The sequence below is a fragment of the Lysobacter niastensis genome (genome assembly GCF_031457115.1).
GTDB classification, from domain to species: domain Bacteria; phylum Pseudomonadota; class Gammaproteobacteria; order Xanthomonadales; family Xanthomonadaceae; genus Lysobacter_J; species Lysobacter_J niastensis_A.
The window spans coordinates 1,727,042-1,746,580 of sequence record NZ_JAVDVY010000001.1; the positions used below are offsets into that span (position 1 = coordinate 1,727,042).

Sequence of the window (19,539 nt, forward strand, 5' to 3'; positions counted from 1 at the left end):
AATAAATATGGACTGTTCGATATAGATCGTCCAGACGACGCACCATAGCATGGACGCCCAACGAGGTGACACATGAATAGTGCAATTGAGCAGATAAGGGTGAGCAAGGCGCGGTATTGCCGTTACCTAGATACCAAGCAGTGGAACGCCTTCGCTGCCTTGTTCACCGAGGATGCAACGGCCCGCATCGTTGCCCCCGACGGCGGATTGATCGCGGCGTTCGACTCGGCATCCACGTTCGTTGGCGCAGCCCGACAGTTCCTCGAGAACGCGCAATCAATCCACCAGGTGCACAACGACGAGCTCGCGATCTTATCCCCGAATGAAATTACGGCGATCTGGTCAATGGAGGACTACATCGTGTTCCCCACCGCATCGGCGAATGAACCGGCCAGCGTCCACGGCTACGGCCATTACCACGAAACGTGGCTCCGCACGGACGGCACTTGGCGGATTGCACGGCTCGAGCTGCGGCGGACCATTTTCGAAACCACATCAAAAACTGCAGCGAGTGATCTGCCATGAATGCCACTCCCATCCGTGTCGGCATTATCGGCGTCCACCCCGATCAGGGATGGGCGAGCGCGGCGCACATTCCCGCGTTGCAGCCGCTATCCCAGTATCGCATCCAGGCGATAAGCCATCACGACGCCGACGTCGCCAAAGCGGCGGCCGAGAAGTTTGGCGCTCCAGCGTACTTTGATTCCAGTGACGCGCTCGTAGCTCAGCCGGATGTGGACCTCGTTGTGGTTTCAGTCAAGGTGCCGCGCCACCGTGACCTCATCACTCAGGCGCTTGAAGCGGGCAAGGCGGTGTTTTCCGAATGGCCGCTCGGCGTCAACCTTACCGAGGCGCAAACACTGCGCGATCTCGCCAAAGGCAAAGGCCTCGCGACCTCGATAGGCTTGCAAACTCGAGCTGCTCCGGCCTTCGCCCATGCGCGCGATTTGATCCGCGACGGCTATGTCGGCGAGGTGCTGTCGGCCACCATGATCGGCTCGGGCATCATCTGGGGCGATGCCATGAGCGAAGGGTATGCCTATACCCTCGATGGGGCGAACGGTGCCGCCATGGTAAACGTGCCCTTCGCGCATTCCATCGATGGTCTACTGCATGCGCTCGATGCGCGCTTCGAGTCCGTTTCGGGACTTCTAGGCAACGCGCGCCACACAATTCGTATGGTGGAGACCGGCACCGAACGTCCACTCTCGGTCGCCGATCAGATCCAGGTGGCCGGTAGGTTGACCAATGGGGCCGTTGTCACCGCGCACTTTCGCGGTGGTCTCTCACGCGGTACGAACTTCCACGTCGAAATCAATGGATCGCAAGGCGATCTGATCCTCGCCAGTCCAGTGGGCTACGTCGGTATTGGCGGAACCCGCGTGATGGGCGCGCGTCTTGCAGAGACACTCCACGAGCTGGAAATTCCGGACGCCTACAACCTCTACCCTCAGGTCGCAATGCCGGCACAGAACATCGCCATCAGTTACGCGCGGTTGGCGTCGGACTTGCAACAGGGCACCCACCTCAGCCCCACATTCGCCGATGCCGTGGAACTGCACCGCCTGATCAGCGCCATCGAACGCAGCGAAGGCGTGCCGCAGCGTCTGTGAGCGCCGCCATTGGTCCGAATTACAGCGAGAGCACGAATCATGAAAGCCATTGCCATGTCGTCCCCTGGTGGCATCGAGGTCCTCACGATGCTCGATGGAGCCGAACCCGTCGCCGGTGCAGGGCAGGCCGTTGTGGAGGTCGCCGCCGCGGGTGTCAATTTCATGGACACCGGCGTACGCCGCGGCCAATTCTGGACGGACATGCCCAATCCCAAGGTGCTGGGCGTCGAAGGCGCGGGCCGCGTACTAGCGGTCGGCCCCGGAGTCGAGGAAGTACGGCCGGGTCAGCGGGTGGCATGGGTGTATGTGCCCGGTAGCTATGCCGAGCGCCTTGCCATGCCGGCAGGTGCGTTGGTACCAATTCCCGACGGGATCGACGATCGCACCGCCGCGTCGCTGATGATGCAGGGCATCACGGCGAGCCACTTCGCGACGGATTTCTATGCGATCCAGCCCGGCGACATCGCCCTGGTGCACGCCGCGGCGGGTGGTGTCGGCCTGCTGCTGACCCAGATCATCAAGCTACGCGGCGGTTATGTCATCGGCCGCGTGTCCCATCCCGACAAGGTCGCGGCCGCGAAGGCCGCCGGCGCGGATGATGTGGTCGTGGATGCTGTCGGGCGGTTTGGCCAGGAGGTTCTGCGCCTAACCGACGGGGAAGGGGTGCACGTCGTATACGACGGTTCCGGCCCGGTGACGTTTCAGGACTCGCTTGCATCGCTGCGGCGCAATGGCACGTTCTGCTGGTTTGGCCCGGTGCTGGGCTCGCCTGGCGCTATCGAACTTACGAGCCTGCCGCGCAGCATCAAAATCGGTTACGCGGTCTTCCTGGATCACGTCCCCACGCCTGCGCTTCTGCGTGCCCGTGCCGGCCAACTGTTCGACTGGGTGCTCGACGGTCAACTGAAGGTGGCTATCGGGGCCACGTATCCTCTTGCCGCAGCAGCACAGGCCCATGCCGACATGGAGAGTCGCCGAACGACCGGCAAGCTGCTGCTGACGCCATGAAGTCGCGTAGGGCGTGCAGGTACGGAAGCACGCAGGACAGCACCGTTTCCGAGGTCGATTCGCTACAGACAGCGCACTCACCATTGTTCCGCTTGATCACACAGTTCCGCCGCCATTTCGGGAGATCCTCATGAACGCCATCGACTTTCCATCTTCCATGCTCGCCTCGGTGCAAGAGTCCGTAGGTGAGCCGATGCGGGTGCGGTCAGTGCCAGCCCCCAAAGTCGAAGCAGGGCAGGTCCTCGTCCGGGTGCAGGCTGTTGGTCTCAATCCGCTGGACACCAAGATCCGATCCGGCAAGGCCGGGCACGCGCAGCATCCCTTGCCTGCGATCCTCGGAATTGACATGACTGGCGTGGTGGTGGCGGTCGGCAACGGCGTTCAGGAGTTCACCGTCGGCGATGAGGTCTTCGGCATGACCGGCGGCGTGGGCGGAGTTCAAGGCGCGCTAGCGCAGTACGCGGTCGTGGATCCGGCGCTGCTAGCGCACAAGCCGAGCGCTTTCACGGCGCGTGAAGCCGCTGCGACCCCGCTGGTGTTCATCACCGCATGGGAAGGCTTGGTGGATCGGGCGCACGTCGGCCCGGACAAGAAAGTGCTCATCCACGGCGGGGCAGGCGGCATTGGTCATGTCGCTATCCAGATTGCCAAAGCGTTTGGCGCCACTGTTTACGCGACGGCCAGCCCCCCGCATCGCGCCTACATCGAGAGCCTCGGCGCCACGTTCATCGACTATCAGCAGCAGAGTGTCGATGAGTACGTTGCGAAGTACACCGAGGGCGACGGCTTCGACATCATCTTCGACACGGTAGGTGGCGCGACGCTGGACAACTCATTCCAGGCAGTCCGTCGCTATCACGGCCATGTGGTCAGTGCCTTGGGGTGGGGGACCCATTCCATCGCACCGCTGTCCTTCCGCGCTGGAACGTACTCCGGTGTCTTCACGCTGATGCCGTTGCTGAGCGGGCGCGATCGCGCGCACCACGGCGAGATCATGCGTGAAGCGGCCCGTCTCGCCGATGCCGGGCAGCTACGTCTGCGCATCGACCAGAATCGGTTCACCCTGAACACAGCCGAGGAGGCTTACCAATACCTCGAGTCCGGCGATGCCGGCGGCAAGATCGTCGTCGAGGTTGAGTAGGTTTACAGGTCACGAGGGACGGTTTCGCGCGGCGAACCGAGTACTCCGGCGAGACGCTAGAGCTGCATCGCGCGTTCGAGACTCATGCGGCGGCCTGCACGGCCGCCACATAAGTTCGAATGCGTGAATCACGATTCGGAGACTTTGACGAAACCTTGCTGGACAAGCTCAGTGGTCCTTGCCATGGCATCGGTGTTGATCTTGATGCCAGCGAGCGTGTCGGAATTGGTCCAGCCATGCGCCCGCGCGGTCGCGCCACACAGTTCGACCTGTACGCCGCCGGCCATAAGCTTCTTGACGATATGCTTATAAGGATTTCCAGTTTCAATGTTGCGCTCCCCATTGTACGACTGGTCGTGCAGCGTCACGTGTCCGGCATTCGTATGGAAGATCGCGACCACTTGGGCCTTCGCGTTCCAGTTCGCGACGTCGTCCATGAGGAGGTCGAGGTGAAACAAGGCAGCTGGAAGGTCACCTTCGAACGAAAGCGACGCGATGCTGAAGACGTTCTTGACCTCGCTCAGCTTGACGGGAATGTCGATGTGAAGTTCTTGAGATGCCATTGCAATCCTCCGTGTGGGCTTGAACCAACTGGCCGATCAACTGATATGGGGCGTCAAAAGTGTCGGCAAAGTCAGCAGACGCCCACGCAAAAGATGAGTCAATGTCACGCGCCTGGTCGTAGCTATCAGTTAGCAACTAAGAAAAAGCTATGCGCAATGTTGCGAAACATGGGGCGACGAGAAGCCGGCCTTGGCTACTACACTTGGTCAGCAGCAAGAGCGCATGACGTCTTCGGGACTTAATGGCATTTCCGCGCATTCATGAGCCCATTCTGTAACCGGAGCTGCGCCGAGCCGTTGATCACGCCGCGCGCCTTCGGTGATTCGTCGCTGTTGGAGTTGCCATGACAAGATTTCGTACTCCGTTCGATTTCCATTCCACTGCCGACCAGATCCTTGAGGGCGTCGACCTGTCCGGACGACGCGCGATCGTGACTGGCGCCTCCTCCGGCATCGGCATCGAGACGGCCAGGGCGCTGGCACGGGCCGGCGCCGAAGTGACCTTGGCCGTGCGCAACGTCGAGGCGGGGCGGAACGTCGTGAACCAGATCGTTGCAACCGACGATAGCGCTCGGTTGCACGTGCGGCCGCTGGACCTGTCCGACCTCGATAGCGTCCACACCTTTGCCCGCGGGTGGTCGGGCCCGCTACACATCCTCGTCAATAACGCCGGAATTATGGCTACACCAACACTAGAGAGAAGTGCTGGCGGGTGGGAGGGACAGATGGCCACCAACTATCTTGGCCATTTCGCGCTGACGTTGCGGATGAAAGAGGCCTTGGCAGCAGCGGGTAATGCGCGCGTGGTATGCCTGAGCTCGAGCGGCCACCTGCTAGCACCGGTCATCTTCGGCGACCCACACTTCCGGTTTTTGCGCTACGACCCGCTCACGGCGTATGGGCAATCGAAGACCGCCTGCGTGCTCATGGCAGTAGAGATCACGCGCCGTTGGCGTGACGCGTACGGCATCCAGGCCAACGCGCTTAATCCGGGTGCGATTGCAACTAACCTCCAGAAGCATACCGGCGGCCTTAAGACTCCAGAGGCGCGTCGGAAAACGGTAGAGCAGGGCGCTGCGACTACCGTGCTGCTGGCCGGCTCACCGCTGCTATCGAGCGTAAGCGGCCGGTACTTCGAGGACTGCAACGAAGCCCAGGTCGTTACGGAACGACCGGATGACTACAGCGGCGTGGCATCGTATGCGTTGGACCAGGTTAGCGCGGAGCGCTTGTGGGAGTTTTCAGTTCGGTCGTTAAACACCTCGCGCTGAAGTATGGATTTCCGGTGTCTGAGTTCAGCGCCACGGCGGGCCGAACGCGAGCGCCCTCGGGTGCCCCCGGTCAATGCCTCACACAGCCCACGCCCACCCGCATTTAACGAACAGGGAGAGCCGCGCGCGGTTGCAATCCGGGCGCGGGGCTGCGACAACGACGGACCTCCGATCGGGTCCGCCCATGTCCTACGTACGCTGCGTTCGCGGTATCGCCTCGGGCGTCGAGTATTCCGCCGACGTACCGATGAACCTCGATCCGGTCGACGGCCGGCCGGTCGAGATGGTGCTCGACCTCGAGCGACTGGCGCGCGAGAAACCAGATGCGGCGTGGTATCGCCCGCAGCGTCGCGACCTGTGGCGCTTTGGCGCGTTGATGGCGCTCGATGCCGATGATCCGGTCGACGCCGCGCATCTCGTCCCGCTCGGCGAAGGCGCGACGCCGCTGCTCGATTACTCGACGCATCCGGTCGCGGCAAAGGCGGGCCTTGCGCTGCAGCTCAAGGACGAAGGCAAGGCGCATCCCGGCCACGGCGCGAACCCGACGCAAAGCTTCAAGGATCGGGGGTATGGCGATGGTCGCCGCTCAGGCGCGACGCCTGGGCCTGACCAAGCTCGCGGTGCCGACGCAGGGCAACGCCGGCGATTCGCTGGTACGTTACGCGCTCGAAGGGGGACTGAGCGTCGTTGTCGCAATGCCGGACGACACGCCGATGCCAATTCTCGGCGGCGTCGCCGCGGCCGCCAAGCGCTATCCCGATCGGGTGATGCTTGAGCTGGTCGGCCCGACCATCCGCGAGGCCGGCGCGTTCCTCAAGGAGCGCTACATCCCAAATGGCTGGTTTTCGGTCGCGACATTTCAGGAACCGGGGTGGCGGATCGAGGGGAAGAAGTCGCTCGGCCTCGAACTCGCTGAGCCGGTGCCGGGCGAAACACGCTGGTCGTTGCCCGATGCGGTGATCTATCCCACCGGCGGCGGCACCGGTGTGCTGGGCATGTGGAAGGCGTGGGACGAGCTCGAGGCAATCGGCATGATCGGTGGGCGACGCCCGCGCATGCTGTGCGTGCAGAGCGCAAGAACTGCCCCGCTCGTGCGTGCGTTCGACGACGGCGCGGCGGACACGACAGTCGTCGAGGCGGGCCAGACCCTCGCGGTGGGTCTCAACGTGCCCGGCGGCGTCGGTCATTTCCGCGTGCTGGACATCATCCGGGCGAGCGGTGGCGCGGCGGTCGCGGTCGATGAAGCTGAGATCGAAACCGAACTCGCAGCGTCGTGGCGCCGCACGCACGACTGGATCTCGCCGGAGGGCGCAGCCTGCCTCGCGGCCCTACCGCAGCTACTCGACCGCGGCCTCGTCCGGCGCGGTGAGCGGGTGGTCGCGGTCAACACCGGCTCCAGCGAGAAGTATCTGCCGACGCTGCGCCACCTGCTATGACGGCGCCAGAACCGCTCCAACCTGCGGTCGAGGACACAGGCCAGCCACCTCGCTGCGGACACTGCCGGCGTTGCCGCCGCGTCTGCCGTGCCTGTCCACCGGGCGCCGGTCCACGTGTAAAAGCGGTCCGGTCCTCGCGAGCCGCTTACGAGTTAGCGGGCCGCGACATACCCCCACCAACGACCAGGTCGTTGGCTGGGGCTTTGGCGTATCACGGGTTCGCCAGCTTTTCCTTGCTGTCGCTGTAGCGCACCGAATGGAAGACCTCGTTGCTGATCGCGCTGCACCAGCCCGGTTCCCACGTGCGTCCCGGGTTGAGGCCGTAATTGGCCTGGCAGTTCCAGCCACGGTCGGTCATGAAGCACATGCGCACGTCCACCGGGTAGTCGCACTGGTTCGCCACGATCGCCTTGGTGCCGGTCTTGTCGCCGCAGCGGTGAGGACTGGCCTCCGGCGGCGTGAGGCAGGTGTTGGGGTCGTTGCGCGTCGAAGCCTCACCCACTGCCGGCGATTCGCTCTTCAGCGTCGACGCACCCGAAGCGCGCTCCCACGAACCCGTGCCCGATCCGGACAGTGACCGATAAGCCGTCGTCGCCGGCGGTGCGGATGCACTGGACGCCGTCGTCGGTGCGGCGCTGGCATAGGTCACCGGCTGTGCGTCTTCGCGTTCCTTCGCTTCGCGCGCCGCCTGCAGCTCGGCCTGCTGTTCCGCAATATGGCGCAACTGTGCCTGCATCTCTTCCTGCTGGGCATCGGCCTGCGCCTGCTGGTACTGCGCCTCGGCCACGCCCTGCTGCAGGCCGCTCATGATGGCGCCGAACATGGCCGCATCCTCGGCCTCGCGCTCCGCGCGCCGTTGCTGCTCCCTCACCTCATCTTCGGCAGCCAACAACTTCTGCTCGCTCCGGTTCGCCTCGTTGTCGGGGTAGTACTCCCTCGAGTCGAAGTACGAATAGCTGCGCCCGCCCAGCCGCATTCCGCCGTTCTTCCACTCCTGATAGTCGTCGAAGCCAGGCCGATCGAGTTTCGCGGTGAGCGTATGGCGCAGCGTGCCGCCTTGGACCGTGAAGCTGCCCGGGTACGTCAGCTCCATCACCAGCGAGCCATCGCTCGCCAGATGGGCGATGGCGCGCTTGGTCCGCTCCGGAAGCTCGAGGAACTGGAGGGTTCCATCCGGACCCGCGCGCAGGCGCGCCGTACCCCAGAAGCCGGTGAGGATGAAGACGTTGCCGTCCTCGGCGAGGCCAAACGACGCCGAGCCGTAGTGGTAGACGAACGCCTGCCCGACCAGTGCCGTCATCGGGCCGAAGAGGCGACGTGCCCGCTCTTCCGGGCGTTCGTCACTGACGGGCGCTGCCGCAGCGACCTGGGCAACCGGGGCCGCGGTCGCGACCGGAGCGGCAGCGAGGGCTGTCGGTGCAGTCGGTGCAGGCGCCTGCGATGTCGCCGCATAGGCCGCCTCAGCCGGCGCATCCGTCTTCGACGACGGGTAGCGCGTCCACGCGGTGGCGGCATCCTCGGAGACGAGGACGCCATCGCGCACCTTGGCGCGGCGCGACTCGAACACGCCTTCCGGCGTCAGCACCACGTGGTAGGTCCACTTGATCAACCCCTTGCCGACGAAGACGATGCTGCCGTCGGACTGGAGCGTCCCCGCCCATTCCTTGCCGCCCAGCACCGACGACTTCAGCAACAGCTCGCCGGGGCGCTCGCCGAGGGTGATCCGATTGGTATAGGCGGCGTTGTCCTTGTCCTTGTTCGGATTGATGTATTCCTCGAGCAGCTCCGTGCCTTCCTGGCTCCAACGCCAGCGCATCCAATAACCGCCCGCGTCGTCGGGCTGTCGCGTCGTACCGGCCAGGCGCTGGTAGACGCCCCACTTCGACGCATCGACTTCCCCGGCGTTCGCGCCCAGCAGAGCGCCCAGCCACAGTCCCAGCGCCAGCAGCGTGGCGCCCCAATTCAGTTTTGATTTCATGTTTCCCCCTTGCCTGCCAGCATATCCATCGACCGGCATGCGCGCGACTTGAGCAGGCTTCTCCGCGAGGGCGCGTGCGGCCGGTGGCCTGGACTCGTGACGCGGGATGTCCGCTTAGGGTCGGAAGCAGCCGTCCGCCAGGCCAACGGCGCCGGCAGCACCGTTGGCCCATCTCCCTTAGGCTTCCGTTTGCTCCGCTAGCTCAAGGGCGTCATCGACCTCGATTCCGAGGTAGCGAACTGTGCTCTCCAGCTTCGTATACCCCAGGAGCAACTGGACGGCACGTAGGTTCTTCGTTCGGCGGTAAATCAAGGCTGCGTTGGTTCGGCGCAGCGATTCTGTGCGTGAGGCGGCTCGCCTGCAGTCATTCCCTGATGGATTCAAGTTCAGCGGAACCATGAATCCAGCGTTCAAGCAGATCGGCAATGCGGTTCCTCCGTGCGCTGCAGCTCGCCATTGAAGGTAAGCGATCGCCTACCGGTAGAGCCGGACGTGCCGCGGAATAGGTCTCGCGCCGGGTCGGTAGCATGTGCAGGACTCTATGAGTGCCGCTTTCGTACACAAACCGTACACGGGCATTTGCCGTAAAAACAAAAGGCCTAGCCTTGCGGCTAAGCCTTTGCTTTTATTGGTGCGGAAGTGGGACTCGAACCGTTGACGAAAGTGGCGCAATTTTGTGTGGTTTCTCTTGCTACTGCGGTTGACGTGCCCCCGAATATGCCCCCGGAATGGGCGGGCTTGGGTGACGTAGAATGCCCCAGCGGCAGCTAAAGGTTGCGGCATTTCGCGATATGCCTAGGGGGAGGCATTTTATGAAGGCATGGGCGTTTCTTCTCTTACTTTCTGCGCCGGGTGTGGCGGTAGCGAACGGTACCGCGCCATTCTGCGTGTACAGCAACGCGCCACCGATGTGCTTCTACCACGACGTTCAGACCTGTCAGGCGGAGGCTCGGCGCTTCAACGGGATGTGCGCCCTAAATCAAGTGCAGCAGCAACCCCAGGCGCCTCAGGTGGCTCCTCGCGCGCCGATCAATCTGCCTCCAATCCAGAATTGGAACATTGGGGAATCATTCCAACGGGGGTACGAGCAGGGTCAACGGAGGCGGCAGGAGCGGGAGGCTCACGAGGCAAGGATGCGACTGATTGAGGCGCAGATCGAGGCGATGAAGGCGGAGCAAGAGAGTGTCCAACACGCACCCTATCTGTGCCTGGACGGTGATCGTTGGTACGAGTCTGCGGAGCTCGGGCCTGCCTGCGTTGAGTGGACGCCACTTGATGGGCAATAGGGTCGACCGGCGGCCCCGGCGCCAAGAGGGGGGCGGGCCAGGATTGGAAGCTTGGGAGGATTAATGCCGCAATGAGTGCCGTGCAGAAATCGCGGTTTGATGAGTTCGTGGAATGGCATAACGCCTGAATTAAGCCGAGCCGCGAAGCGGCTTCGGCTTGAATGAATTGTTAGGCGCATGATGGGGGAGCCTCACGAGCGCCTCCAAACCGGAAAGGCAAGATCAAGCCCTGTGCTCTCAGCCGTGTCCAGCAGAGTGTTTAGCTCTTGATCTGGAACGTGCGGCGGAACATCAACGGCATAAAGCGAGAATCTTTGCAGGCCCTCGGTTGAGCAGCCGATGTCCCTGAGCTGAGCAAGGATTGGATCAGCGTCTACTTGAGTGTTGTTGAGAATCCAAATAAGGGAGTGATCGGATGGCTCAGTAACCTGAAACTCAAAGATATGGCCGTTGACTGGGTCAGGTTCAGCCTCAAAGATGTCGTTAACCGCAAGGCCTTTGATGAAGAAAGGCGCATTTCGAAGCTGAAATGAAGCTCCCACCAGGTCGCACCAGACAGCTTCACTTGAAATAGGTGGCCAATCGCCATCTATCTCGAGTGAAAATTGAAGCTTGCGAGTAAGTTCGGTCATGCGCCTAACTACCTAATAGACGGACCCGTGGGTCCGGTTATACATCCGGCGACACATCCTAAGAAGCGGATGTAACCCATTGATTTCAAGTGAGCTTATGCAAACTCGGTCCGGCTAACAAGCCGGCGTATAACCGGACCCAGCGCGGACCGTTGCCGAGCGGTTCTGCTTAAGGTTTGCCAGCGCGCGTGTCTTGCCCTCGGCCGTGCGAGGGCCGGTAGATCGGCCGCCATGGAACCTACAGCGCCGCTTTCCAGGCTCGCTCTTGGCTTGGCAGGGTCGGCCGTCGCGGTGACGCCTGGCACCGCACACTACCCGCCGCGCCGACTGCTTCGCCCGGTTATGAGCGAGCCACGTCGCGGCCCAACTTGGCAGGTTTGCATCGAAGTCATACGCGCGCGCGCGGAATGGTTGGCAAATTCCGGCCGCTTCCGCCGAAGTCATGGGCCGTTCTATTCCGCCTTTGTTTATTCCGGCCAAAACTGCCCACTCGGCCACGATGGCATCGATGACAGCGCTATTTGTCGCCGCCGCCGATCCGCGTCGGACAGTCGCCCGCTTGGCTTTGATGATCGCCAACGCCTCTGGCCCTGGCATGTAGTCGATCCGGATCATCCCGGCCCGTCGCTTGCGTTGCAGGCGGGCCAGGTGCGCCCGGTTCTTGCTCAGGTAGCCATCGCCCATCATTGTTCCCCTCTGTCAGCAGGCGGGCGCGGGATCGGTCGCCCGGCCTTGCGGCGAAAGCACCAAGGGCAGGCGATCAAACGCGAGGGCGCTTCCGGCCACAGCCAGACCGGCCCGCAGCCGTCGCAGTGAGCCGCTTGGGTGTAGCTCGCAGGGACGATGCCGGCGTCCATGTCTGCGCCACGGTGCAGCACGCGCAGGTAGGCCCGCAGGGTGTCATCCGGCAGGCCGTCGCAGGCAGCCACGTCGGCATCTGGCAGGCCCAGCGCCAGCGCGGACGGAAGCATTTCGTCGGCGGCCAGGCGCAGCAGCAAGGTGCGCGACTCCGAGCCACTTTTTGGGGACTGACAAAACCCCGTCGGTGCGTCATTCGCGGCCAGCAGGGGCGTGCGATGGGGATTCTCGGACCTATCCCCTCTGCGACTCTCGCGACTCTGCGACTCTAGGGCCTCATCGCCGGGAAAAGTCGCAGGTGTCGCGGAAGTCGCAGACTCGCCGATTTCTGAGCCTACCCGCAGCGCATCCAGTAGCCGCCCCATGTCAGCGGCCCTCATTGGCGGGAACGATCCGCCAAACGTGGCGACGGTGTGCGCCGTCCAGGCGCCTCCCGCCCTCGATAGGCTCCGCCCAGCCGGCCCGGACAAGCTCGCCAATAGCGCGCTGGAATGCGTCACGTTCCCGGATGCGGCTCGGCCCCTTGTTCAGCACCAGCCGGGAATAGATTGTGCTGCGCCCCGTCGCGTGCGCCCATTGCAGCAGGGCGTCGGCGTCGCGGATTTCCGGGGATAGCTCCGCCGTCCCGGCCAGCCGGAGGGCTTCGTTCAAGTGCCACAGGGCCAGTTCGCCGGCTCTCTCCATCGTGGCCTTGCCGATCCTGTTCGCGTCCGGATTTTCCAGCAGGGTTAGCACGCCCGCGATGCGTAGCGCCTGCTCTGGCGTCTTGCTCGCCCAGGGCTTTACTTGTGCGAACCGCCCGGACGGGCCACAGTGCCCTTCCACGGTGTCATGCAGCGTGCGCCATGCCGCGAATGCGTCGGCGTCCAACACGAGCGCGCGGGGGGCCAGTTCCTGCCGTTGTCCCTCGGCCAGAGGCAGCGCTAGCCGATGCCGTACCAGCAGGATAGTGGCCAGCCGTTGCACGGCAGGGTCATCGCGCAGGCTTTCGGCCTGATATGTCCGCGTCCCAGCCGTGCCTTCCGGCCATGCCAGCAGACAGCGCGCAAGGAATCCTTGCCCGGCCAGCACGTCATCGGACAGCGCACGTTCGGCAATGACTGGCTGCGCCAGCAGGTGCAACGCGAACCGGCGTCCGTACAGCTTCGCTGCGCCGTCGCCGCTGCGTACTCGATCAAGCTCGCCCCTATCCCACAGCTTGCACAGCGTCGCGGCGGTGCGCATCACGCTTTCCTTCGCCATACCGTGCCCGCCGAATACCAGTGCCGCCTCATCGGTGAACGCGCCGATGGCCGGCCTGCCTTCGCTCAGCAACCGGAAGATCCCTTCGGCGGTGAAGTCGGCGGCCGTCACGCGCGGCAGCAGTGGCACAGGTGGAGCCGGCCCCAGCTTGCGCAAATTATCGGCCATACCGTCGCCATTGGCCTTCTTTGCCTCAGTCTTTGCGGCATCACGTCGCGCTTCCCATTCGGCCACGTCTGCGGCGTGCTGTTCCGAATCTTCGGCATAGGCATTTGCCAGTTCCTTTTCATACTCCCGCGCCGCCCGCATCGCTTCCGAATCCACGGCGGACTTGCGTTCGCCCGATTCGGCCACGCTGAGCACCCAAAGGGACAGGGGGATTGTGCGTCCGTCGATATGCACGTCGGCTTGTGCCTGTGCCGCCAGCGATGCCGCCGCAAGCAGCGAACCGCCAATGATCGCGTCCGGTGCCTGTATCACTCGGCGGATGGACTCGGCGGCCGGCTTCAACACGTCGCCCAGTTCGGCCAATGGGTACGGCTCAGGGGGCGGCGTCGGCCTGCGCAGCGGTTCCGGTGCGCTGCGGTATGCCACAGATTCCAGCGTAGCCAGGGCGCGCGCTTCAATCGAAGAAATCGCGCTCATGCCGCCGGCCTCCAAGAATTCGCCTCGACCATGACGGCAGCGGCCCTGTCGATACGCTCCACGGCCAGCGCGACGCGCCTATCGTCGTCCTCGCTTAGCGGTTGCCAGCGGGCTACCTGCGCGGCCGCAATGCGGACTACGGTCGCCTCGATGGAAAGCACGGCCAATGCGGACGCCCAGCCGGCCTCCCGGATCGCGCGCCGCGCCCTGCGCCTTTCTTCTGGCGATTCCGGCAAGTGCCGGGGTGGTTGCAGATCGGCCCAGGTCAAGCCAACGGCGGCCAGGATCGCGGCTGCGTCGCCGCAGCAGAAGCAATGCAGCAGCACGCGGCCTTCACTCTCGGCGATAGCCAGTTTGCGCGACGTACCACCACAGGCCGGGCAGCGCGCGCGCCAGCCGTTGCCGCTTCTCTGGACGCCCTCCACCCGTTGCAGCAGCGGTTCCGCGCTGGCATTCTGGACATGGAATCGCTCGCCGCCATTCCTTGCGCCCCGGCCGTTCACAGCGGCCGGGGCGCGTTCGTTCTGGTAGGTCATGCCGCCGCCTTTGCGCTGGCGACGCTCTCGATCAGGGCTCGTATGTCCTCAACTGCCCACGCCGTAATTCGTGGCCCTAGTGCGCGTGTCGGCTGCGGGTAGCGGCCGGAGCGGACGCCAGCCCACCAGGTCGAACGGGATACCGGAATCAGGCCCGGAGTGCCCGGGCGGTCAACCGTTGCCGGCTTGCCGACTATCTGCCACAGGCGCAGGTAGCCAGTTTCTGGGAGGTGGTTGGAGATTTGCATTGCGCCGTCCTATGTTGGCCGTTATTGGCTGGACGGTTCAGTACAGTAGGTTTGAAAAGTTCTGCGAATAGCTGCAGTCCACTGCGGGAAATGGGTGGCGGGAACTGCGTAAAAGCCCTGAAAGGTGTGCGCAGAAAGGGCTCTAGTGGGTGACGGGAATTATTTTCTTGGCCCTGTCGGTAGGCCGTCGGCGCGCAGGATTGTTGCCATGACTTGCGCGTTTCGCTCGGCGACGCCTTGCTCTTTCAGCCATGCCACAACAGCATCGTTCGTCGGCGCGGTCGATGCATCCTCCGGGTCGTAGAGCTTCCAGAACCTGTCTGCGGCAGCGGACAGCTTCCGCAACAACTGGGTTTCATGCTCGCCCCACGGCCAGCGACCAGCCGGCGCAGCGGACGCGGCCGGCTCCGGCTTAGCCGCCTTCGGAAATTCATCTGGGAAGGTGAAGGGTGACGGCAGGGATTCGCCCCATGCCCGAAACTCGGCCAGCTTCACCCCTGTGCTAAACCCGCGTACATAGTGGCGATCTTCGACGGTGGCATAGGTCGGCAGCGTGCCATCTTGTATATGCGAGCGCGCGATTTGATACCTAGCATTCGCAAATGGAAGCTGCCGTATTTCAGTCTCATCCTTCCCTCTTGGGTCAATGCCGCATGACAGCAACACCGCAGCCTCCAGCCGTACCGTGGCAACGTTTCCCCAATAGCTCCAGATGCTTGTCGCTTCCGTCATGCGCACCCTCACGCCCCCTGATAAGAGGCCGCGCCAGCGCCGGCAGGGTGACCGGCGTTTTCGCCCCGTCGGGCTAGGCGCGGCTGCGCGGTTTATCCGGCCTTGCGTCTAAATCCAATCACCTTTCCAGTGTCTGCGCGTAGCGAGTCGAGATAGTCGGCCCAGCGCTGCATCGCCACCTTGCGCTCGTCAAGGAACTGAGTGCGGTCGTAGGCTTTCTGGATTTCATCCTTCTTCGCGTGGGCTAACTGGGCTTCCAAAACGTCCGCCGCGATGTTCAGCCGTTCGCGCGCTACGGTGCGGAACATGCCCCGGAAGCCGTGAGTCGCGTGCACGCCTTGGAACCCCATCTTGCGCAGGGCATTGCTCAGGCTGTCGCGGTGCAGGTGTTCGGTGGCCTGTTGGTACAGCGGCGGGAATACGTAGCGCTTTCCATCGGTATAGATCAGCAGGCCGCGCAGCGCTTCCACTGCCTGCGCCGGCAGGGGCACGATATGAGCATGCCGAGTCTTCATTTTCGCGGCGGGAATGGACCACTCGCCCGCATCCAGATCGACCTCGGCCCACTCCATCCTTGCTACCGTGCCGGGGCGCTGGGCGGTCAGCATCGCGACCTTGAGCGCAGCGCGCGTTACCGCGATGGGGTAGTCCTCGATGGCCTTAGTCAGTTTCCGTACGTCGGCCAGGTCTACGGCGGCGGGAATATGGCCCTTTTCGGCTTTGGGCAACACGCCACGCAGAGACAGCAGTCGGCCATCCTCGCGTAGTCCTTCGTGGATCGCATGGTTCACGATGTTGTTGAGGTAGCCCCGTGCCTTGGCGGCCAAGGATGGGGGAATGCCGGCCAATGCGTCGGCCGCTTGTTTCGTCGTCAGTGTGGCAACGGACTGACGGCGGAGGGCAGGGGATAGGTAGGTATCGACCACGTAGGCCGCCTTCCGGTGTGTCTCATCCGCCCATCCTGGTTTCATCTTTGCCAGCCACGACGAGGCCACCAATGGGAAGACTGAGTAGGCCGCACGCTTGGCGGATGCAGTTCTCTCGGCCTTGGCTGCGCTTGGGTCGATACCGTCCCGCAGCAGTGCGCGCGCCTTGGCAGCCTTGTCGCGCGCCTCGGCAATGTTCACCTCCGGGAAGGCGCCGAATGCCAGCCGCTTCTCCTTGTTGGCGTGCCGGTATTTCATGCGCCACAGACGCGAACCGCTGGGCATCACCTCCACGTACAAGCCGTTGCCGTCGAAGTGCTTACCTTGCTTCGCATTCTTTACGTACAGCGCCGTGAGCTTGCCGTTTCCTGTCGCCATGCTATGCCCCCAGAATTGGGCACAAACCCCGCAGGGGTAGCCCATGCCCCCAAGCATGCCCCCGGTCGGGGCCGGATTCAATGGGACGGCCTTGGACGGTGCAGAACTAAAAAGCCCCGCGTTTGCGGGGCTCTTCGGGGATTCCGGGACTTCCTTGGACTTCCTGAAATCTTGCGATGGTGCCGGAAGTGGGACTCGAACCCACACGCTTTTAAGGGCGGCGGATTTTGAGTCCGCTGCGTCTACCGATTCCGCCATTCCGGCGCGGGCGCGCAGTATAGCCGACGCGGCCGCCTTGCTGCAGCCAGGTGCTCAGAACCCGCCGTAACGAGCCATGGCCGCGGCAAACACGAAGATCGCGGCGAGCAGGACCAGTTCGAAGCGGACGATGCCCCGCATCTTTCCGACTTCGGCCGTATCGGGCAGGTAGGCGGGGTCGGCCGCCAGCGCCTTGCGCCAGCGCAGGAAACGCACCGTCGGCAGGATCGACAGCAACCCGACCAGCAGGAAGGCGCCGATCTTGGCGTGGAACCAGGGGTTGTGCAGGTAGAAGTCGTAGGCCTTGATGCCGAAGGCGATGCGCGAGACGCCGACCGCGATCAGCAGCATCGCGCACAGCCCGTAGCCGAGGTCGATGCCGGCCAGGCGCTGCATCGTGCTGCGGTCCACCGTGCCGCGCAGCAGCACCGATTCGGCGACCAGCATCGCGACGATGGCGTAGACCAGCAGGTGGTGCAGGGCGGCGAGCAGGAAGTCGGTCATCATCGGGGAGGCCCGGCAGGACGGAGCGGCGAGCTTAGCCGATGGCGGCGATGGCTTCCGGGACGTTCGTCCGGCGACTGCGCTGTCGCCTGGGGAATCCGCAAGCAACGACCGCTGGGATGACGGTCAAGGTCGTGGAGCTTTCGTTGGGATGATGGCCAAGGTCGTGGATCCCAGCTTCCTTGGGGATGACGACCAAGATCGTTGTCGATGACTCGCGGCGGTGTTGTCGTCGCGCCGTCATTCCAGCGAAAGCTGGAATCCATTTTGCGTTCGCCGTTGCTCCACGCCGGGGCGAACGGAGCGGTGTTTGACACGAGGCATGCAGCCGCAAGCGACCAACCGAGAAACTCAGGCCGCTTCGTCGGTCTTGAGTTCCTTGGCCACGCGCGCGAACCATTCGCCCTCGTTGGGGACGAACATCGAGCACGCTTCCATCGGTGCCTTGTAGATGTGCAGCGACACCGCGACGGAGTTGTCGCTGGCGTTGCGGATGGTGTGGTACTCGTGCGGCGGGATCAGACTGCCGGCGCTACCGGGGCCGGCATGCATGCCGCCGGCGGCACGGAAGCGGAAGCGGTCGCCGTCGCGCTCGAGCAGTTCGAACTGGGTGATTTCCAGTTCGCCGTCCCACACGCCCTCGACGCACCAAAGCCCGCAGTGATCGTGAACCGGCGTGCCCTGGCCGGGCCCCCACGTCATCGCGACCACGCTGTAGCCGTGGTTCGGGCTGCGGTAGATCTCGCGGCGCGCGTAGTGGTCTTCGATCGGGTCGTGCACGCAAGAGGGCAACTGCACGTCGCGGTCGCGGATCATGCAGCACAGCGTGCTGCGCAGCGCGGCGGTGACGGCATGCTCGTCGCCGGCGACAACCGCGGCGTCGATGGCGGCGACCAGCTTGTCGTGGCCGGGAAAATCGAGGTCGGGCAGCGCGTCGTTGGCGTTCATGCTGCAATTCTACCGTGCCGGATACGGTCGAAGCTTGAGTGTGATCAAACTGTGGCGGCCGAGTTGGCGCGATTCAATTGCACGATTCAGACTCGGCCCGTTGCGATACGCAAGCGTAGGGCGGATTTTGGCTCGGCCGACGGAGATATCTGAAACAACGGCAGACCATGTCGCGGCGGGCCAGGCCCGCCTACAGCCTTTCGAGGAAGCCGGCCACGGCCGGGCCGAAACGGGCGATATCGACCAGGAACGCGTCGTGTCCCTGCGGCGAGGGCAATGGCAGAAATTCGCTTTGGGCGCCGCCCGCGCGGAGACCGTCGGCGATCTCCTCCTGCTGCTGCAACGGGAACAGGATGTCGGTTTGGACGCCGATCGCCAGCGCCTTCTCGACATGGATCGCGGCCAGTCCGGCGCGCGTGTCGGTATCGCCGGGATTGCCTGCGCGATCGGCGCAGTACTCGCCCACATCGAACCAGTCCATCGACCGGCTCAGGTACAGGTAGCAGTTGGGGTCGTAGCGGCGCACGAAGCGCCGCGCATGCCCCTCGAGATAGCTCTCGACCTCGAACTCCAGGCCGAACGGGTCATCTTCGGCGCGATCGGAATCCAGGCGCACGCGGCCGAAGCGACCGTCCCACTCCAGCGCGGAGCGGTAGGTGATCACGCCAAGCTTGCGGGCCATGCGCATGCCCGATTCGGGATAGCGCTCGTCGTCGTACTGGCCGTGGTTCCAGTTCGGGTCCAGGCGGATCGCCTCGCGTTGGAGCGAACGGATCGCGATCGAGAACGGCAGCGCGCGCGCCGCGCCGGAAATGTTGATGTGGCTGCGCGCCAGGCCCGGGTGCCGCAGCAGGAACGCCAGAGCGGTCATGCCGCCCATCGAGTTGCCGATGATGCAGGCGAGGCGCTCGATGCCCAGCTCGCGCACGACGTGCGCGGCGGCGTCAGCGCCGTCTTCGACGGACAGATCGGGGAAGTCGAGGCGATACAGGTGCCCCGTCTGCGGATTGATCGATGCCGGACCGGTGGAACCCTTGCAGCTGCCCAGCGAATTCACGCAGATCACGAACCAGCGATCGCTGTCGATCGGCTTGCCCGGGCCCAGCATCGGTTCCCACCAGCCCGGTTCCCGATTGCCCGCGTTGCTGGCGGCATGCGCGTCGGGCGAGAGGCCGGTGACGATCAGGATGGCGTTGTCGCGCGACGCGTTGAGTACGCCCCAGGTTTCATAGGCAACGCGCGCCCCGTGCAAGGCACCGCCGCGCTTCATCGGGAACGGCGAGGGAAGATCGAGGAAGCAGGTGCCAGGCGGGATGAATTCGGTCATGAGCAAAGC

General features: G+C 63.9%; 20 protein-coding genes and 1 tRNA gene. 7 read left to right on the forward strand and 14 right to left on the reverse strand.

Annotated features, from left to right (window positions below; translation table 11 throughout):
* Positions 1-72: 72 nt before the first annotated feature.
* The 4 genes from J2X06_RS07895 to J2X06_RS07910 all read left to right on the forward strand — a co-directional run bounded on the left by J2X06_RS07895 (position 73) and on the right by J2X06_RS07910 (position 3,762).
* On the forward strand, positions 73-525 hold the full coding sequence (locus tag J2X06_RS07895) for a nuclear transport factor 2 family protein (protein ID WP_310060546.1): 453 nt from the start codon (positions 73-75) through the stop codon (positions 523-525).
* The gene (locus J2X06_RS07900; RefSeq protein ID WP_310060549.1) at positions 522-1,613 is read left to right on the forward strand and encodes a Gfo/Idh/MocA family protein; all 1,092 of its coding nucleotides are present in this window, start codon (positions 522-524) and stop codon (positions 1,611-1,613) included. Before J2X06_RS07895 ends, J2X06_RS07900 begins: the two co-directional genes overlap by 4 nt.
* Before the next feature lie 39 nt (positions 1,614-1,652).
* Positions 1,653-2,621: a quinone oxidoreductase family protein gene (locus tag J2X06_RS07905; RefSeq protein ID WP_310060551.1), complete on the forward strand. Its 969-nt coding sequence runs from the start codon at positions 1,653-1,655 to the stop codon at positions 2,619-2,621.
* 130 nt (positions 2,622-2,751) lie between these two features.
* Positions 2,752-3,762, forward strand: a complete 1,011-nt coding sequence (locus J2X06_RS07910; protein ID WP_310060553.1) for a zinc-dependent alcohol dehydrogenase family protein — start codon at positions 2,752-2,754, stop codon at positions 3,760-3,762.
* Between the two features lie 128 nt (positions 3,763-3,890).
* Here the strand turns inward: J2X06_RS07910 and J2X06_RS07915 are convergent, their stop codons facing one another.
* A complete protein-coding gene (locus tag J2X06_RS07915; protein ID WP_310060556.1) occupies positions 3,891-4,325 on the reverse strand; it encodes a DsrE family protein in 435 nt (144 codons plus the stop codon).
* Between the two features lie 344 nt (positions 4,326-4,669).
* On the opposite strand from J2X06_RS07915, the gene J2X06_RS07920 reads away from it, so the two are divergent.
* Entirely contained in the window at positions 4,670-5,596 is a 927-nt protein-coding gene (locus J2X06_RS07920) for an SDR family NAD(P)-dependent oxidoreductase (RefSeq protein WP_310060558.1), read from the forward strand.
* A 103-nt stretch (positions 5,597-5,699) separates the two neighbouring features.
* On the opposite strand, the gene J2X06_RS07925 is transcribed toward J2X06_RS07920, so the two are convergent.
* Positions 5,700-6,128 (reverse strand): hypothetical protein, encoded by a 429-nt coding sequence (locus tag J2X06_RS07925; protein ID WP_310060560.1) that lies wholly within the window; start codon positions 6,126-6,128, stop codon positions 5,700-5,702.
* Positions 6,129-6,165: 37 nt separating this feature from the next.
* On the opposite strand from J2X06_RS07925, the gene J2X06_RS07930 reads away from it, so the two are divergent.
* Complete coding sequence (locus J2X06_RS07930; RefSeq protein WP_310060562.1) at positions 6,166-7,032, forward strand: pyridoxal-phosphate dependent enzyme; 867 nt, start codon at positions 6,166-6,168, stop codon at positions 7,030-7,032.
* 211 nt (positions 7,033-7,243) lie between these two features.
* On the opposite strand, the gene J2X06_RS07935 is transcribed toward J2X06_RS07930, so the two are convergent.
* Positions 7,244-9,010, reverse strand: coding sequence for a hypothetical protein (locus tag J2X06_RS07935; RefSeq protein WP_310060564.1), 1,767 nt, complete (start codon positions 9,008-9,010; stop codon positions 7,244-7,246).
* A 340-nt stretch (positions 9,011-9,350) separates the two neighbouring features.
* Here J2X06_RS07935 and J2X06_RS07945 point away from each other — a divergent pair, with 340 nt between their 5' ends.
* On the forward strand, positions 9,351-9,470 hold the full coding sequence (locus tag J2X06_RS07945) for a DNA cytosine methyltransferase (RefSeq protein WP_310060566.1): 120 nt from the start codon (positions 9,351-9,353) through the stop codon (positions 9,468-9,470).
* 1,017 nt (positions 9,471-10,487) lie between these two features.
* Here J2X06_RS07945 and J2X06_RS07950 read toward each other — a convergent pair.
* The 11 genes from J2X06_RS07950 to metX form a co-directional block, all read right to left on the reverse strand.
* Positions 10,488-10,928 (reverse strand): DUF4265 domain-containing protein, encoded by a 441-nt coding sequence (locus J2X06_RS07950; RefSeq protein ID WP_310060568.1) that lies wholly within the window; start codon positions 10,926-10,928, stop codon positions 10,488-10,490.
* A gap of 114 nt (positions 10,929-11,042) precedes the next feature.
* Complete coding sequence (locus J2X06_RS18035; RefSeq protein ID WP_430539519.1) at positions 11,043-11,615, reverse strand: HGGxSTG domain-containing protein; 573 nt, start codon at positions 11,613-11,615, stop codon at positions 11,043-11,045.
* The gene (locus J2X06_RS07955; RefSeq protein WP_310060570.1) at positions 11,612-11,926 is read right to left on the reverse strand and encodes a hypothetical protein; all 315 of its coding nucleotides are present in this window, start codon (positions 11,924-11,926) and stop codon (positions 11,612-11,614) included. Before J2X06_RS07955 ends, J2X06_RS18035 begins: the two co-directional genes overlap by 4 nt.
* Positions 11,927-12,152: 226 nt before the next feature.
* Positions 12,153-13,673, reverse strand: coding sequence for a YfjI family protein (locus tag J2X06_RS07960; RefSeq protein ID WP_310060572.1), 1,521 nt, complete (start codon positions 13,671-13,673; stop codon positions 12,153-12,155).
* Complete coding sequence (locus J2X06_RS07965) at positions 13,670-14,209, reverse strand: hypothetical protein (protein ID WP_310060574.1); 540 nt, start codon at positions 14,207-14,209, stop codon at positions 13,670-13,672. The genes J2X06_RS07960 and J2X06_RS07965 overlap by 4 nt, the downstream gene beginning before the upstream one ends.
* Before the next feature lie 407 nt (positions 14,210-14,616).
* Positions 14,617-15,189: a hypothetical protein gene (locus J2X06_RS07970; RefSeq protein ID WP_310060575.1), complete on the reverse strand. Its 573-nt coding sequence runs from the start codon at positions 15,187-15,189 to the stop codon at positions 14,617-14,619.
* A gap of 92 nt (positions 15,190-15,281) precedes the next feature.
* Positions 15,282-16,493 (reverse strand): tyrosine-type recombinase/integrase, encoded by a 1,212-nt coding sequence (locus tag J2X06_RS07975; protein WP_310060576.1) that lies wholly within the window; start codon positions 16,491-16,493, stop codon positions 15,282-15,284.
* Positions 16,494-16,670: 177 nt separating this feature from the next.
* Positions 16,671-16,757, reverse strand: a tRNA-Leu gene (locus J2X06_RS07980).
* A 48-nt stretch (positions 16,758-16,805) separates the two neighbouring features.
* Positions 16,806-17,258, reverse strand: a complete 453-nt coding sequence (locus J2X06_RS07985; RefSeq protein WP_310060577.1) for a DUF2214 family protein — start codon at positions 17,256-17,258, stop codon at positions 16,806-16,808.
* Positions 17,259-17,606: 348 nt separating this feature from the next.
* Positions 17,607-18,203, reverse strand: a complete 597-nt coding sequence (locus tag J2X06_RS07990; protein WP_310060579.1) for a cysteine dioxygenase family protein — start codon at positions 18,201-18,203, stop codon at positions 17,607-17,609.
* A gap of 190 nt (positions 18,204-18,393) precedes the next feature.
* Positions 18,394-19,530 (reverse strand): homoserine O-acetyltransferase MetX, encoded by a 1,137-nt coding sequence (gene metX / locus J2X06_RS07995; RefSeq protein WP_310060581.1) that lies wholly within the window; start codon positions 19,528-19,530, stop codon positions 18,394-18,396.
* Positions 19,531-19,539 lie beyond the last annotated feature (9 nt).

Bases quoted from the DNA above. Each gene is read 5' to 3' on its own strand.
- J2X06_RS07975 (WP_310060576.1), bottom strand. From the start codon at position 16,493: ATGGCGACAGGAAACGGCAAGCTCACGGCGCTGTACGTAAAGAATGCG.
- J2X06_RS07910 (WP_310060553.1), top strand. From the start codon at position 2,752: ATGAACGCCATCGACTTTCCATCTTCCATGCTCGCCTCGGTGCAAGAG.
- metX (WP_310060581.1), bottom strand. From the start codon at position 19,530: ATGACCGAATTCATCCCGCCTGGCACCTGCTTCCTCGATCTTCCCTCG.
- J2X06_RS07950 (WP_310060568.1), bottom strand. From the start codon at position 10,928: ATGACCGAACTTACTCGCAAGCTTCAATTTTCACTCGAGATAGATGGC.
- J2X06_RS07895 (WP_310060546.1), top strand. From the start codon at position 73: ATGAATAGTGCAATTGAGCAGATAAGGGTGAGCAAGGCGCGGTATTGC.
- J2X06_RS07985 (WP_310060577.1), bottom strand. From the start codon at position 17,258: ATGATGACCGACTTCCTGCTCGCCGCCCTGCACCACCTGCTGGTCTAC.
- J2X06_RS07990 (WP_310060579.1), bottom strand. From the start codon at position 18,203: ATGAACGCCAACGACGCGCTGCCCGACCTCGATTTTCCCGGCCACGAC.
- J2X06_RS07935 (WP_310060564.1), bottom strand. From the start codon at position 9,010: ATGAAATCAAAACTGAATTGGGGCGCCACGCTGCTGGCGCTGGGACTG.
- J2X06_RS18035 (WP_430539519.1), bottom strand. From the start codon at position 11,615: ATGATGGGCGATGGCTACCTGAGCAAGAACCGGGCGCACCTGGCCCGC.
- J2X06_RS07920 (WP_310060558.1), top strand. From the start codon at position 4,670: ATGACAAGATTTCGTACTCCGTTCGATTTCCATTCCACTGCCGACCAG.
- J2X06_RS07970 (WP_310060575.1), bottom strand. From the start codon at position 15,189: ATGACGGAAGCGACAAGCATCTGGAGCTATTGGGGAAACGTTGCCACG.
- J2X06_RS07930 (WP_310060562.1), top strand. From the start codon at position 6,166: ATGGCGATGGTCGCCGCTCAGGCGCGACGCCTGGGCCTGACCAAGCTC.
- J2X06_RS07900 (WP_310060549.1), top strand. From the start codon at position 522: ATGAATGCCACTCCCATCCGTGTCGGCATTATCGGCGTCCACCCCGAT.
- J2X06_RS07960 (WP_310060572.1), bottom strand. From the start codon at position 13,673: ATGAGCGCGATTTCTTCGATTGAAGCGCGCGCCCTGGCTACGCTGGAA.
- J2X06_RS07905 (WP_310060551.1), top strand. From the start codon at position 1,653: ATGAAAGCCATTGCCATGTCGTCCCCTGGTGGCATCGAGGTCCTCACG.
- J2X06_RS07915 (WP_310060556.1), bottom strand. From the start codon at position 4,325: ATGGCATCTCAAGAACTTCACATCGACATTCCCGTCAAGCTGAGCGAG.
- J2X06_RS07965 (WP_310060574.1), bottom strand. From the start codon at position 14,209: ATGACCTACCAGAACGAACGCGCCCCGGCCGCTGTGAACGGCCGGGGC.